This window comes from Arthrobacter citreus (genome assembly GCF_038405225.1).
Taxonomy (GTDB): domain Bacteria; phylum Actinomycetota; class Actinomycetes; order Actinomycetales; family Micrococcaceae; genus Arthrobacter_B; species Arthrobacter_B citreus_A.
Genome location: NZ_CP151657.1, coordinates 687963 through 702405, shown reverse-complemented (window position 1 = coordinate 702405; position 14443 = coordinate 687963). Strand labels below are relative to the sequence as shown.

At 65.4% G+C, this 14443-nt stretch carries 10 protein-coding genes; 5 read left to right on the top strand and 5 right to left on the bottom strand.

Annotated features, from left to right (window positions below; all coding sequences use genetic code 11):
* Nucleotides 1–39: 39 nt before the first annotated feature.
* The 4 genes from AAE021_RS03285 (at nt 40) to AAE021_RS03270 (ending at nt 5890) form a co-directional block, all read left to right on the top strand.
* On the top strand, nt 40–3210 hold the full coding sequence (locus AAE021_RS03285) for an efflux RND transporter permease subunit (RefSeq protein WP_342024235.1): 3171 nt from the start codon (nt 40–42) through the stop codon (nt 3208–3210).
* 171 nt (nt 3211–3381) lie between these two features.
* The gene (locus tag AAE021_RS03280; protein WP_342025294.1) at nt 3382–4494 is read left to right on the top strand and encodes an LLM class flavin-dependent oxidoreductase; all 1113 of its coding nucleotides are present in this window, start codon (nt 3382–3384) and stop codon (nt 4492–4494) included.
* Nucleotides 4495–4503: 9 nt separating this feature from the next.
* Complete coding sequence (locus AAE021_RS03275) at nt 4504–4971, top strand: MarR family winged helix-turn-helix transcriptional regulator (RefSeq protein WP_342024234.1); 468 nt, start codon at nt 4504–4506, stop codon at nt 4969–4971.
* 4 nt (nt 4972–4975) lie between these two features.
* Complete coding sequence (locus AAE021_RS03270; RefSeq protein WP_342024232.1) at nt 4976–5890, top strand: oxidoreductase; 915 nt, start codon at nt 4976–4978, stop codon at nt 5888–5890.
* Here the strand turns inward: AAE021_RS03270 and AAE021_RS03265 are convergent.
* The 3 genes from AAE021_RS03265 to AAE021_RS03255 form a co-directional block, all read right to left on the bottom strand.
* Nucleotides 5887–7386, bottom strand: coding sequence for an MFS transporter (locus AAE021_RS03265; RefSeq protein ID WP_342024231.1), 1500 nt, complete (start codon nt 7384–7386; stop codon nt 5887–5889). The genes AAE021_RS03270 and AAE021_RS03265 overlap by 4 nt on opposite strands.
* Nucleotides 7383–8822, bottom strand: a complete 1440-nt coding sequence (locus AAE021_RS03260; RefSeq protein WP_342024230.1) for a M20/M25/M40 family metallo-hydrolase — start codon at nt 8820–8822, stop codon at nt 7383–7385. Before AAE021_RS03260 ends, AAE021_RS03265 begins: the two co-directional genes overlap by 4 nt.
* 117 nt (nt 8823–8939) lie before the next feature.
* Nucleotides 8940–9407, bottom strand: a complete 468-nt coding sequence (locus AAE021_RS03255) for an Lrp/AsnC family transcriptional regulator (protein WP_342024229.1) — start codon at nt 9405–9407, stop codon at nt 8940–8942.
* A gap of 143 nt (nt 9408–9550) precedes the next feature.
* Here AAE021_RS03255 and AAE021_RS03250 point away from each other — a divergent pair, with 143 nt between their 5' ends.
* Nucleotides 9551–10978, top strand: coding sequence for an amino acid permease (locus tag AAE021_RS03250; RefSeq protein WP_342024228.1), 1428 nt, complete (start codon nt 9551–9553; stop codon nt 10976–10978).
* 1205 nt (nt 10979–12183) lie between these two features.
* Here the strand turns inward: AAE021_RS03250 and AAE021_RS03245 are convergent.
* On the bottom strand, nt 12184–12348 hold the full coding sequence (locus AAE021_RS03245; RefSeq protein WP_342025471.1) for a hypothetical protein: 165 nt from the start codon (nt 12346–12348) through the stop codon (nt 12184–12186).
* A 245-nt stretch (nt 12349–12593) separates the two neighbouring features.
* Nucleotides 12594–14123 (bottom strand): LTA synthase family protein, encoded by a 1530-nt coding sequence (locus AAE021_RS03240; protein WP_342024227.1) that lies wholly within the window; start codon nt 14121–14123, stop codon nt 12594–12596.
* Between the last annotated feature and the right edge of the window lie 320 nt (nt 14124–14443).

The window sequence follows — 14443 nt, the reverse complement described above, 5'->3', positions numbered from 1 at the left end:
GCCGAAATGCGATAGTTCAGCCCTTCCGAAGGCAGGCTCATGGACCGTTTGGCCAAGTTTTCCCTCTCCAACCGGGCGCTCATTGCCCTGATCACTGTGTTCATTGCCGTCTTCGGGGTGATCTCCATGGGATCCCTGAAGCAGGAGCTCATTCCGTCGCTGGAGTTTCCGCAGATCACCGTGATCACGGCGCTGCCCGGCGCGTCGCCGGAGGTGGTGGACAAGCAGGTCAGCGAACCGCTGGAAGGTGCCCTGACCGCCGTCGAGGGCCTGGAGTCCTCCTCTGCCACGTCCCGGAACTCCATCTCCACCATCAACCTGACCTTTGCCTACGGCACCGATTTGGACCGTGCCCGCGGGCAGGTGGATCGGGCCATCTCCAATGCCCGGCAGCTACTGCCCGAGGACACCAATCCGCAGTCCCTGGCCGGCAGCATCAGCGACTTCCCGATTGTGTACCTGGCCGTGTCCTCGGACCAGCCGCTGGCCGAGCTCAACGCCGACCTGCAGCGGCTCACCGTTCCGCGGCTGCAGAAGATCGAAGGGGTCCGGACCGCCGAAGTCACCGGCGGCTCCACCCGCAGCATCACGATTCTGCCCGATCAGGCCGCTCTGGCTTCGCTGGGCGTCTCGCCGTCGGCCATTTCCGAGGCCCTGGAAAACAGTGGCGCCCTTGTGCCGGCCGGCACCGTTTCCGAAGACACCCGGTCCCTGCCCATCCAGGTCGGCAGCCCGCTGGACAGCTTGGACAAAATCTCGGCACTGCCGGTGGAGTCCTCCCGGGATTCCGGCGGACGCGGGAACGACGGCGCCCCCGTGACCATTGGCGACGTCGCCTCCGTGGACATCACTGAGGACGAAAACACGTCGATCACCCGCACCAACGGGGAGCCCACGCTCGCTGTCTCCATCACCAAGACACCCGCCGGTGACACCGTGGGCATCTCGCACGAGGTCCTGGATCTGCTGCCGTCGCTGCAGGACGAGCTGGGCAACGGGGCAATGTTCACCGTGGTCTTCGATCAGGCTCCCTTCATTGAGGAATCCATCTCCAACCTCACCACCGAAGGCATCCTGGGCCTGGGCTTCGCCGTCCTGGTCATCCTGGTGTTCCTGCTCTCGGTGCGGTCCACGCTGGTCACCGCCGTGTCCATCCCGCTGTCCCTGCTGGTGACGTTCATCGGGCTGCTGGCGTTTGGATACTCCTTGAACATCCTGACCCTGGGCGCCCTGACCATCGCGATCGGCCGCGTGGTGGACGACTCGATCGTGGTTATCGAAAACATCAAGCGGCACCTGGGCTACGGCACGGACAAGCGCACCGCCATCCTGACCGCCGTCCGCGAAGTGGCCGGCGCCATCACCGCTTCCACGCTCACCACCGTTGCCGTGTTTGCGCCGATCGCCTTTGTGGGCGGTTTGTCCGGTGAGCTGTTCCGGCCGTTCGCGATCACCACGTCGCTGGCCCTGCTCGCATCGCTGCTGGTGTCGCTGACGATTGTGCCGGTGCTGGCGTACTGGTTCCTGAAGTCCTCCCAGCCGGTGGCAGATCCCGCCGCATACCGGGCCGAGGTGGAAGCCAAAGAGTCCCGGACGCTGCTGCAGCGCGGGTACCTGCCGATCCTGCGCGGCACCCAGCGTCATCCCGTCTACACCCTGGCCGCCGGACTTATCGTGCTGGTCGGCACCGCGGCCATGACCCCGCTGCTGCAGACCAATCTCCTCGGGGACACCGGGCAGAACACGTTCAGCGTGCGGCAGGAAATGCCGCCGGGCACATCGCTGGAAACCACGTCCGCCGCCGCCGAACAAGTGGAGGAGGTGCTCGGCGGCACCGAGGGCGTGAAGGACGTTCAGGTCACCATGGGCACCTCGAGCTCCGGCTTTGCCGCGTTTACCGCCGGCGGGTCCGCGGTGGCTTCCTTCACCGTGATCACCGAACCCGGCGTGGACCAGGTGGCACTGCGGGAAACCGTGAGCCGGGAACTGGACAACCTGGACGACGACGCCGGGAACGTCACGCTGGGAACCACCGGCGGCGGCTTCGGCACCTCCAACACCGTGGACATCAGCCTCTCCGCCGGGGACCCGAACGACCTGCAGCCGGCCGCCGATCAGCTGGTGGAGGCCATGTCCGAGCTGCCTTCCGCCGGCGAGGTCACCAGCAACCTTTCCTCCTCCTCCCCCGTGGTCCAGATTTCCATTGACCGCGCCAAGGCCGTGGCCGCCGGCTTGAACGAGCAGCAGATCGCAGGACTGGTGGCCTCCACCCTCAGCCCGCTGCCGGGCGGAACCATCCGGATTGGCACCGATGACTTCCCGGTGCTGATCGGCGAGGGAACACCGATCACCAGCGTCGAGCAGCTGAGCGCGGTCCCGGTGCCGGCCGGTTCAGGCACGGTGCCGCTGAGTTCCCTGGCCACGGTCCAGGAAGTGGATGTCCCGACGTCGATCTCATCCTCCGGCGGCGAGCGCACCGCCGTCGTCTCCGTGGCCCCCGCGGGCGACAACCTGGGGGCGGCCATCACCGAGGTGCAGGCGGAACTCGATCAGTTGGATCTGCCGGCCAGCGTCACCGCAACCCTGTCCGGTGCCGCCACCCAGCAGAACGAGTCCTTCACCCAGCTGGGCCTGGCCCTGCTGGCGGCGATCGCCATTGTGTACGTGATCATGGTGGCCACCTTCAAGTCGCTGATCCAGCCGCTGATCCTGCTCGTATCCGTTCCCTTTGCCGCCACCGGGGCCATCCTGCTCCTGCTGGTCACCGGGGTGCCGCTGGGCCTTCCGTCCCTGGTGGGGATGCTGATGCTGGTCGGGATTGTGGTCACCAACGCCATTGTGCTGGTGGACCTGATCAACCAGTACCGGCGCCCGCACGATGGCCGGCCCGCCATGAACGTGGCCGACGCCATCATGCGCGGCGCCCGGCAGCGGCTGCGGCCCATCCTGATGACCGCACTCGCCACAGTGTTTGCCCTCACTCCGATGGCCCTCGGTGTCACCGGTGAAGGCGGCTTCATCTCCCGGCCGCTGGCCATTGTGGTGATCGGCGGGCTGGTGTCCTCCACGGTGCTGACCCTGATCCTGGTTCCGGTGCTGTACCGGCTGGTGGAGGGCTCGCGGGAAAAGCGGGCAGGCCGCCGCCGGCACGCTGCGGACCGGCCGCCGGCCGGGGAGGCCGGGGCGGAGGCTGGCCCGGCACGAGTCTGACCGGGCGCGGGCCTGCGTGCCGCGCACGGGTCCGGGCGCGGGCCTGTGCACCGGCCGCTGAATGTGTGCCGGGAATGATTACCTGCGGACCGGAGTTACCGGTAGTACATGCAAATGCATATACTTAGTGCAGGCAGTTCGGCCGCGGCCGGCAAATCATTGGAGGACACCATGCAGATCGGCGTATTCAGCGTCAGCGACATCACCCGCGATCCCGTCACCGGGCGGATCCCCACTGAAGGTGAGCGGATCAAGTCGGCTGTGGCCATTGCCAAGAAGGTCGAAGAGATTGGCATGGACGTTTACGCGACCGGCGAGCACCACAATCCGCCGTTCTATGCCAGCTCCCCCACCACCCTGCTGGGCTACATTGCCGCGCAGACCGAGCGGATTATCCTCTCCACAGCCACCACGCTGATCACCACCAATGATCCGGTGAAAATTGCCGAGGACTTTGCCATGCTGCAGCACCTCGCCGACGGCCGCGTTGACCTGGTCCTGGGCCGCGGAAACACTGCGCCCGTTTACCCCTGGTTCGGGAAGAACATGCAGGACTCGGTGGAGCTGACCGTGGAAAACTACAACCTGCTCCGCCAGCTGTGGGACAAGGACACCGTGAACTGGGAGGGGAAGTTCCGCACCCCGCTGCACAACTTCACGTCCACGCCGCGCCCGCTCGACGGCGTCGCCCCCTTTGTGTGGCACGGATCCATCCGCACGCCCCAGGTCGCTGAGATTGCCGCTTACTTCGGCGACGGCTTTTTTGCCAACAACATCTTCTGGCCGAAGGAGCACTACATGCAGCTCATCAGCCTCTACCGCGAACGCTACGAGCACTACGGCCACGGCCGCGCGGACCAGGCGATTGTTGGCTTGGGCGGTCAGTTCTTCATGCGGCGTAACTCTCAGGACGCGGTGAATGAATTCCGTCCGTACTTCGACAACGCCCCGGTGTACGGCCACGGCCCCACCATGGAGGACTTCACCGCGCAGACGCCGCTGACCGTCGGCAGCCCGCAGGAAGTCCTGGAAAAAACGCTCTCCTTCCAGGAGTACTTCGGCGACTACCAGCGCCAGCTCTTCCTGATCGACCATGCCGGCCTGCCCCTGAAGACCGTCCTGGAGCAGCTGGATCTCTTCGGCGAATACGTGCTGCCTGAGCTGCGGCGCGAGCTCGATTCCCGCCGCCCGGCCGATGTTCCAGAAGGTCCGACGCACGCCGCACGGGTGGAAGCGGCCCGTAATGCGGCACCGCATGCATCAGCGGCCCCTTCTCTTCAGTAGGCTAGAGACATGTCCCTGGATACCAGCAGCGTTCCCGTTCGACAGGCAGCCGAGGCCTGGGAGTCCCTCTTCCGGACCCAGGTGGGCGTGATGCGGCGCCTCCAGAAGGACCCGGCCTTCAAAGAGCTGACCATGCGCGAGTACGACGTGCTCTTTAACCTCACCCGCTGCCCCACCGGCTGGACCCGCCTGAATGAGCTGAATGAGCATCTGCTGATCAGTCAGCCCAGCCTCAGCCGCATGGTGGAGCGGATGGAAGCCAAGGGACTCCTCCAGCGCCGGCCGGCGGAAAATGACCAGCGGGGTGTTGAGCTGGCGCTGACCGATGCCGGCCGGGACGTGCAGCGCCGGCTGGGCCGGGCACATGTCCACGGCATCCACGAGCTGCTCGCTCCGGCGCTCAGCAGCGAGGAACTGGACCAGTTGAAGTCCCTCACGGACAAGGTGCTGGCGAGCTTGGCGGCCAGCGCGGAGTAGTGCAGTGGTGAAGGCCTACGGCACGGACGACATTCCCGACCAAAGCGGCAAAACCGCCGTCGTCACCGGAGCCAACAGCGGGCTGGGGCTGCAGACCGCCCTGGCTCTCGCGGCGAAGGGGGCCAGCGTGGAGCTGGCCTGCCGGGACGCGCAGCGCGGGGCTGCGGCGCAGCGGCGGATCCGCTCCGAAACCGGGAACGACGACGTGCGGGTGCGGCAGCTGGACCTTGGCTCGCTGGAATCCGTCCGTGCCTTCGCCGCAGAGCAGGACACCGCGGTGGACCTCCTGATCAACAACGCCGGGGTCATGGCCACCCCGCGCGGCACCACGGCTGACGGCTTTGAGCTCCAGTTCGGGGTGAACCATCTGGGGCATTTCGCCCTCACCGGGCTGCTGCTGCCCCCGCTGCGCGCCGCCCCCGCTCCGCGCGTCGTCACCGTCTCCAGCCTCGCCCACCGCGGCGGACGCATCGACTTCGAGGATCTGGCGGCCGAGCGGAGCTACCGGCCGTGGGCCCGGTACAACCAGAGCAAGCTGGCCAACCTGCTGTTCACCTTTGAGTTGAACCGGCGGCTCGAAGCGCGCGGCGAAAAGCTGGTGGCCGCCGCAGCCCATCCGGGGTTCGCCAGCACCAATCTCACCGCCGGCATGCACCACCCCGCCACCCTGGACCTCCTCGGCGCCTTCTTCCGCCTGCTGGGCCAAAGCGGGGCGCTCGGAGCACTTCCCACCCTGTACGCGGCAACCGCCCCCGGCGTGCGGGGCGGAGATTTCTACGGCCCGGACGGTCCCGGGCAGCTGCGCGGCAAACCCGCTCCGGTGGCCCCCGCACCCCAGGCCCGCGACGCCGTTGCGGCCGGCAGGCTGTGGGAGGTCAGCACCAAGCTCACCGGTGTTGCCTTCGAGGGGCTGGACTAACCGGTTCCGGGTGGCGGAGCGTCACCGGCCGCGAGGGGAACATCCGCAAAGGCCAGCCGCGGCACCAGCAGCAGCAGCCCAGCGGCCAGGAACCCCGTCGCCGAACACACGGTCCACACCGTGAGGTAACCCGAGAGCGGTGCCGCCGTGGGCGCTCCGGCGCCGCCGGCCAGGGCATCGGTTGCCGCACTGAGCAGGGCTATCCCGAATACTGCCGAGGCGAATGACCCGCCAATGGTTTTGGTGGTGTTGGTGAGCCCGGTGGCCATGCCGGTGCGGTTGCGCGGTGCCGCAGCGGCGGCCGCGGACGGCAGCGCCGCGACGAGGGCCCCCGAGCCCAGGCCGGCAATGACCATGTTGGTGAGAGTCTGCGCCAGCGTGTCGTGGAAGGGCAGGAACAGCAGGTACCCGGTCCCCACCAGCGCCGCCGCTCCGCTGAGGGTGAGCCGCGGCGTCGTGTAGCGCGAAACCACGGGGAAAAGCAGCGCCCCGATGAGCACTGACAGGACATAGGACCCGATGATCACCGACACGTTTGACGCGTCGAGCCCCAACCCGTAACCGTGCAGCCCGCGGTCGGTGCGGGCAAAGGTGGACATGGGGGCCTGCGCGCCCAGGACGGAGATGCCAAACAGGCCCGCGGTGAGCTGGACGGGCCACATGGACTTCTGCCGCAGCATCCGAAAGTCCACCAGCGGATCCGTCCGGCCCAGTTCCCAGCGGACAAACGGAACAAACGCCGCGGCCCCCGCGAGCAGGACGGCCCAAACCCACCAGGTGCCCGGACCGTTGATCCGGAGGAAGCTTAGCCCCGAAGTGATCAGCAGCAGTCCGACGGCGAGCAGCAGGAACCCGCGGGTGTCCAGGATGCCGCCGGCCCGGTCCTCTGCCCGTGTTTCGGGCACGCCGAAGTGAACCGCCGCGATGCACAGCGTTACGGCCACCGCGGGAATCATCAGGGTGATCTCCAGCCGGCCGGCGAAAACTTCCACGAGTCCGCCGGCGGCGAGGGCGCCCGCGATGACCCCGAACTGCAGGGCGCCCACCAGCAGGCCCGCCGCTTTGCGGGTCAGCGCCGCGCGACCCGGGAGGACGGCGGAACGGCTGAAGATCAACGCAATTTCCAGCGGCAGCCAGACGACGTAAAAGCCCTGCAGCGACCAGGCGGCCAGGAACGTCCAGAAGTCCGGCGCGAAGGCCACACCCCAGGAAGCGGCAGCGGTCAGCACGGTTGAGACCAGCAGGATCCTCTTGTGCCCGTAAATGTCGCCGAGTTTTGCCAGAACCGGAACAGCGAGCGCGCTGAGCATCAGCTGGGCGGCTTCAAACCAGTTGACGTCGCCGTCGCTGATGTCCAAATTCCGGGCGATGTCCGTGAGGATGGGCGTGTAGTACCCCTGCAGGATGCCGCTGGTGACTTCCACCAGTGCCAGGAAAAACACCAGGGAAGCCAGTGGGCGCAGGCTGCCGTGCCCGACGCCGGCGGCGGAAGTCACAGCCCCGGCTCCAGGTTGCGTAGCAGCCGGGAGTAGAACAGGATGCCTTCCCCAAAGGCCTGCACGCTCAGGCACTCGTTGTTCCCGTGGATGCTGGCCCGGGCCTCCCGGTCCATCCGGAACGGGGCGAACCGGTACACGGCATCGCAGATTCCGGTGAAACGCCGCGAGTCGGTTCCGCCGAGCATGACGTACGGAGCCGGGACGGCGTCCGGAAAGGTCCCGGTGATGGTCCGTGCCAGCAGCGCGAACTGATCATTATCCGTTGCTGAAACCGGTGATGGCTCATTGCCTTCCACCACGCGCAGCGATATCGACGGATCCCGGATGATCCGCCGCAGCCGCTTCAAGGTTCCGTCCACGGTGTCCCCCAGGGTCACGCGAATGTTGGCGTTGGCCGTGGCCCTGGACGCCAGCACGTTTGCGGCACTGCTGCCGTGCAGCTGAGTCACTGCCACCGTGGTGCGGGTCAGCGCTCCGGACTCGCCGCCCATGCGGGCAAGGATTTGGGTCAGCGGTGTCCGGAAGATACCTCCCATGTGCCTAAAGATCAGCCGTGCCGGAAACCGGGCGGTTGGAGCAAGCCGGGCAAACATTTCGATGGTCGGCGCGGGCAGGACCGCCGGCAGGGGGTTCTCGTCCAGCCGGACGACGGCCCGGGCCAACCTGGCCGTAGCACCCCGGCGGTGCGGGGTGGAGGCGTGCCCGCCGGCATCCCCGGTGGACAGCTCCACGTCCAGGATGCCCTTTTCCGTGACGCCCACAACGGCCACCGGGCGGTCCACGAGCGGGAAGGCCTGGGTGGCCACAGCCCCGCCCTCATCCAGCACCATCCACGGCCTGATCCCCCGGCCGGCCAGCAACGCTGCGGCCACACCGGCGCTGGTCCCCGCCGTCTCCTCATTGTTTCCGAAGGACAGGTAGACATCCCGTGCCGGAACAAAACCTTCAACCAGCAGGAGTTCCACGGCCTGCAGGACTGCGGCCAGGGAGCCCTTGTCATCCAGCGTTCCGCGGCCCCAGATCTTGCCGCCGGCGATATTCCCGGAGAAGGGCGGGTGTTCCCAGGCCTCCGGATGGGAGGCGGGAACGACGTCGTAATGGGCCATCAGGACCAGCGCACCGGGGGCGTCCTCCGCTTCCGGCTTTGGAGTCCCGGCGGCCGGGGAACTTCCCTGCCAGTGATAGAGCAGCCCGTAGCCGTTTACCCGTTCCAGGGCCAGGTGCCGGTGCACCAGGGGATAGAGCTCCGGAAGGGCCTGGATGAAGGCGTCGAACTCACCGATGTCCAAGTCCTGCGGATCCCGGGAGGATACGGTCCGGCAGGTGATCAGGCGGGACAGCTTGGATGCGGCGGCCAGGCCGGCTTCCAGCGCGGCGGAGTCTCTGGTCTCCGGGACACCGGCCGCAGATTTAACACCCCTGGTGTGTTTCATGCCCCGAGTGTAGCGGGGACCCCGCCCCGCCGCCCGGGACCGGTGCTTTGCCCCGGTACTACCCGGCAAATGGGCGGAAGTCCTTGAAAGGGATGGCGATTAAAGGGGGCGGAAGCCCTATTCGGATGCGGCCCGCAGCAGTGGAAGGGTACGGCCTTCGAAGTGGGTGTTCAGCACGATCACCGACGAAGAGCGCACGATGGTGCGGGTGGCAACCATCGAGTCAATGACGCGCTGCAGATCGGAGTTGGAACGGGCGGCCACCCGCGCCAGCAGGTCGCTTTCGCCGGACACTGTATGGACTTCCTGGATTTCGGGGATCTGCTCCAAAGCCTGGACAACCGCGGCGTGGCCTGCGTCCTGGCTGATCGTCAGTGAGCAGTAGGCAACCACTCCGTAGCCCAGGGCGGCCGGGTCCACCCGGGGCCCCCAGCCGGAAATGACCCCGAGCCGCTGCATCCGGTCCAAACGCGCCTGGACCGTGGCGCGTGCCACCTGCAGTGTGCGCGACGCCTCCAGCACGGACATCCGGGGTTCATCGGTGAAAAGTGTAATGATGCGGGCGTCCAGGGCGTCTGTGGGCATTTTTCCTCCTCCGGCACGGCTTACAGCTGTGCAAACTGTGAGTATTCTGCCACGAAAACCTTACATTCCTTCCAGTCATGGACCACGGCATAAGATGGATAGGCCGCTTCACGGCAATCCCCATTCCCAAAGGCGCTTCTTCCATGACCCCCCGAACGTCCGCAGCCGGTTCCTCCGGATCAGCTACCCCGCCGCCGGCGCAGCCCGCCAAGGTGCGGAAGATGCTCCCCCGCCACCTGGTGTTTATGAGCTTGGGAAGCGCGATCGGCACCGGACTTTTTGTAGGTTCCGGAGCCGGCATCCAGGCCGCCGGACCTGCGGTGCTGCTGTCCTTCCTGATCGCAGGCACCATGGTTGTCCTCGTCATGCGGATGATGGGGGAAATGGCCGCGGCCGATCCCAGCAGTGGTGCCTTCTCCGTGTATGCGGAAAAGGCGCTCGGCCGCCCGGCCGGCACCACCGTCGGGTGGCTCTGGTGGCTGCAGCTGGTCATCGTCATCGCTGCCGAGGCCACTGCTGCGGCCGCCATTGTCGCCTCAATGTGGCCGGGCTCCCAGCAGTGGGTGCTGGCCCTGGTCTTCATCAGCCTCTTCACCGCCATCAACTTGGGCGGAGCCGCAAACCTGGGCGAGTTTGAGTACTGGTTCGCCCTGCTGAAGGTGCTCGCCATTGTGGCCTTCCTGGCCATTGGGGTGGCGTTTATCGCCGGTTGGCTCCCCAACGTTCCGGCTCCCGGCATGAGCAACCTCACCGGCAACGGCGGCTTTATGCCCCACGGCTGGAGTGGAGTGGGCGCCGGACTGCTGCTGGTGGTCTTCGCTTTTGGCGGCACCGAGATTGTCGCCGTCGCCGCCGCGGACACCGAGAACCCGGAGACGAGCATCGCCAAGGCCATCAGCTCCGTCGTGTGGCGGATCCTGGTGTTCTTCATCGGCTCGGTGCTGGTCATCGTCACCATCCTGCCGTGGGACAGCGAAGCCCTCAGCACCGGGCCCTTCGTTGCAGCCCTGGCCGCGGCGAGGGTGCCGGGCGCCGACGTCGTGATGGCGGTTGTCATAGTGGTGGCACTGCTGTCAGCACTGAACGCCAACCTCTACGGGGCCTCCCGGATGGTGTTCTCCCTGGCCGAGCGGGGCCGGATGCCCAAGCCCCTGGCCCGCAGGAGCGCCAACGGGGTGCCCCGGGCTGCGGTCGCCGCCTCGGTCACGTTCGGATTCCTGGCGGTGGTGCTGAATTACCTGTACCCGGAGACGGTCCTGATGATCCTGCTGAACCTGGTGGGGTCCACCTGCCTGGTGGTCTGGGGTGTCTCCATCGTTTCGCAGATCATTCTGCGCCGCCGCGCCGAGGCCGCCGGAACGGTCCTCACGTTCAAGATGTGGGCCTTCCCCTGGCTCTCCTACTTTGCCCTGGCGCTGCTGGCGGGCATTGTGGTGCTCGGGTTCCTGGATCCGGCCGTACGCATCCAGCTGGTGGCCACGATGGCGCTGACCTGCCTGCTCGGCACTGCCGCGTGGCTGCTGGACCGCCGGACACAGCGCCAGGGCCAACCCCACCAGTTGACGGACTGACAGGACGGGCCGCCGGTCTGCGGCGGCTGCCCCCGCTTTTCCTTTCCTGTCGGGAAGCTGCGGGGCATCCCCAGGATGGTTTGAAGAGGCCTTCCCGGAATCTATCGTGCAGATCAGGGGCCTTCCCGGCATCCATTGTGCAGATCAGGGGCCTTCCCGGAATCCTTCGTGCACATCAGGGGCTCAAGAGTGTGATTTCGGGGCTCTTGTTCCCGCTATCTGCACGAAGGATCCTCTGATGTCCCGCTATCTGCACAATGGACCGTTCCAGCGGCCCCGGCACCCCGCTAGCTGCACGATAGATGGCACTTCCGAGGCCAGAAAGTGGCAGACGGCAAGCTATCGTGCAGATCAAGGGCCTTCCCGGAATCCTTCGTGCACATCAGGGGCTCAAAAGTCCGATTTTGGGGCTCTTGATCCCGTTATCTGCACGAAGGATCCTCTGACGCCCCGCTAGCTGCACAAAGGATCGTCCTGACGCCGTCGATGTCCCAGTACCTGCACAATGGACCGTTCCAGCGGCGCCGGCGCCCCGCTAGCTGCACGATAGATGGCACTTCCGAGGCCAGAAGGGAGACGGCGATCTATCGTGCACATCAGGGGCCTTCCCGGAATCCTTCGTGCACATCAGGGGCTCAAAAGTCCGATTTCGGGGCTCTTGATCCCGTTATCTGCACGAAGGATCCTCTGATGCCCCGATAGCTGCACAAAGGATCGTCCTTGCGGCGCTGATACCCCGCCCTGAACCATCAGCGGGTAGGTGTTGAGGTCCGGGTGTTGAGGTCCAGTGGGGGTCCGGTGAGCTCCTGGGCACGACGGATCTGCCCGCCATTTTGATATTTGCGGTTTGCTTCAGATTATTGGGAAAAACCGTCACTAAAGATCCGCTGGTTTTTCCGCATGAAGAAATTCGCTATTTACCCTCAGCGCCAAAAAAAATAAACTTCGACACAATGCCGCAGCGGAGTCACGCAGCAAATTCCCCAGCGAAGGTATAAACGTTCCAAAATTCCACCGCATGAATCGGGAGGGAATTTCCGCCCCTGGATTCTTCCGAGCGCAACGGTTTGCCCGGGGAATGTTAAAGGGCCCGGACCAACCGGCGGCCGAGTACGGCCTGCACAGCTGTTCCGGACCCTCCTGCCGCTGCTTAGGGCGGCTCGTGGATCACAGGGGGCCCACCTGACGGCGGAGCAGCGCGCCTGTTACTGACCCTTGCGCTTCTTCGGAATCAGTTCGTTCTCACTGGAATTCTTGGCTCTTTTTTCGGCCCGCTTGTCCTTGATGGACTTGCCCGGCTTCTTTTCGTTTGAACCCTGGGGGGATTTACCTGACAATTTAGGCTCCTCTGAAAGAAACAGCATCGACACCTCACGACCATACCCGGTAAAAAAATAAAAGCCAGTCCGGGCGCAAAAGTGGTCACGGCGGGAGGTGTCGAATCGCGGCCTTTTCGCCCGCACGCTCCCTGCAGGTTCCTTCCGTCACCCGTGTTCAGCCGGGTTTGAGGAGGTTGAACGAGATTTGGCGAGGTTCAGCCGGGTTTAACGAGGTTTAGCGCGGTTTCAGACGCCTAACTACGCCTAGCCGCGTTGCGGCGGAAGGCCGCACCGCGCTAGCGCATCAGTTCCTTGGCGAACCAGGCATCCGCGTAGAACCGCGGGGAAAGCGAGTCCAGCAGTTCGCCGTAGGCCTCAGGCTCCATGGCCTGAGCCGAGTCCGCAGGGACATCCGAGGTAAAGGCTGAGACACCCAGACCGGCTTCATGGTCCTTCACGGTCAGCCCTGCGGCCTCCAAGATGGTGGGGAACATGCTCAGCTGGTCGATGCCGGGACGCAGCGTGCGGTCCGCGGCACCGCCCGGGATCCAGATCCGGTTGAACACCGTACGGTTGCCGTGATAATCCAGCTGCTCGTGGAAGGCATCACCGGCACTCATGTGCTTGAGGTGGTCGCCCATGATCACCACGGCGGTGTCCTCGAGATACCCCTTGTCCTTCATGTACTCCACGAATGCGGCCACCTGGGTCATGGAACAGGAGAACACCGAGGTGACCTCGTTCTGGGTGTCCACATCGCAGTAGTCATAAACGTGCACCGGCTCATGGGTGTCCAAGGTCAGCAGAGAGAGGTTGAACGGCTGACCGGTTCTTTCCGACTCCGCATGCAGTTCATCGATCTTTTCCGCGGCGTTGGCCATGAGCCGCTCGTCGCTGAGGCCCCAGTCGCTGCGGAAGTCCTCCTCCAGCTCACCGGCGGCCCGCCAGTCGTTGAGGCCCATCTGCTCCGAATAGCCGTGGCTGCCCAGGAACGTGTCCTTGGCGGCGAAAGATGAGTTGGCACCGCCCAGGAACACATTGGTGTAGCCGTGCTGCGACAGGACGTCGCCGAGGCAGGTGGACCCGCCCAGGTAAGTGTCACCGTCCTCCTCGAGCTCCCCAGCCTCGCTGCTGCCCCCGGAACCCACACCCTTCAACGGGATGCCGCACTGGGTCGAGACGAGACCGGCCATGGTCCAGCCCCCACCCTGGTACTGCTTGAAATTCTCCACGCTGGCCCAGCCATCCGTGGTGCTGGTGACTTCCTTGAGGGGCGCGAAGGCATCCTTTTCGAAGAGCTGGTCATCCGCGAGGGTCTGCTCGCCGGATTCGAGATAGATCAGGACCAGGTTGCGCTTCTGCTCATCACCGGTGACGGTTGGCTCCACGAAATAGTCGCCAATGTTGTACGGAGAGTTCGCGGCCTTGATGTAGTCGGCAACTCCCACTGTCCTGGCGAAGGCCGTGGTGCCTCCGATAACGACGGCGCCCACGAGAACGGTGGAGATGCTGCGCATGATCCAGCGGTAATGGCGCGGGCGGGCGGGCGCACCCCTGCGGAGGCGGCGCTTGCGGCGGCGGTGCAGCAGCGCGATGGAAACGGTGATGAGCAGGGGCACAACGCCAATCCCCAGGATGCCGAGCCACACGATGGACCCGCCCCCACCGTCGGTTTCCACGGAGACAAGATTCAGGAGCATTTGGTTGACGGAAATTTCGCCCCAAAAGAAACGGATGCCAAAGGCGGCGATCAGCAGCGCAAGTCCGGCCCAGATCAGCAAATAGACCAGGATTTGTCCCATGACGGCGCCACCCCGTCGGGTCAAGTGAAAAATCCGGCCAGACATGACAACCCCTCGCGTTCCCGATGCCCGCGTTTGCGCCAAACACCCTTGACATCCAACCCGTTTTCGGGCATGTGAAGCATAATACCGGTACACCGCCCGTTCAACAGTGGATTGGGGACATGAATTGCGGCACCCGGACGCTCAGCGAACTTTTCTCCGACGGCCCTGCAGCCGGGGCGCCGCCGAACCCGAGGGCACAGTTTGTATAGCCTTCGCGGCTTACCCGGAACAAATAATGACATCCTGTGCACTCTCCGGCGCGCTGATTGCAGCGCCGAAGCCCGGGAGCTAGGTTTCGA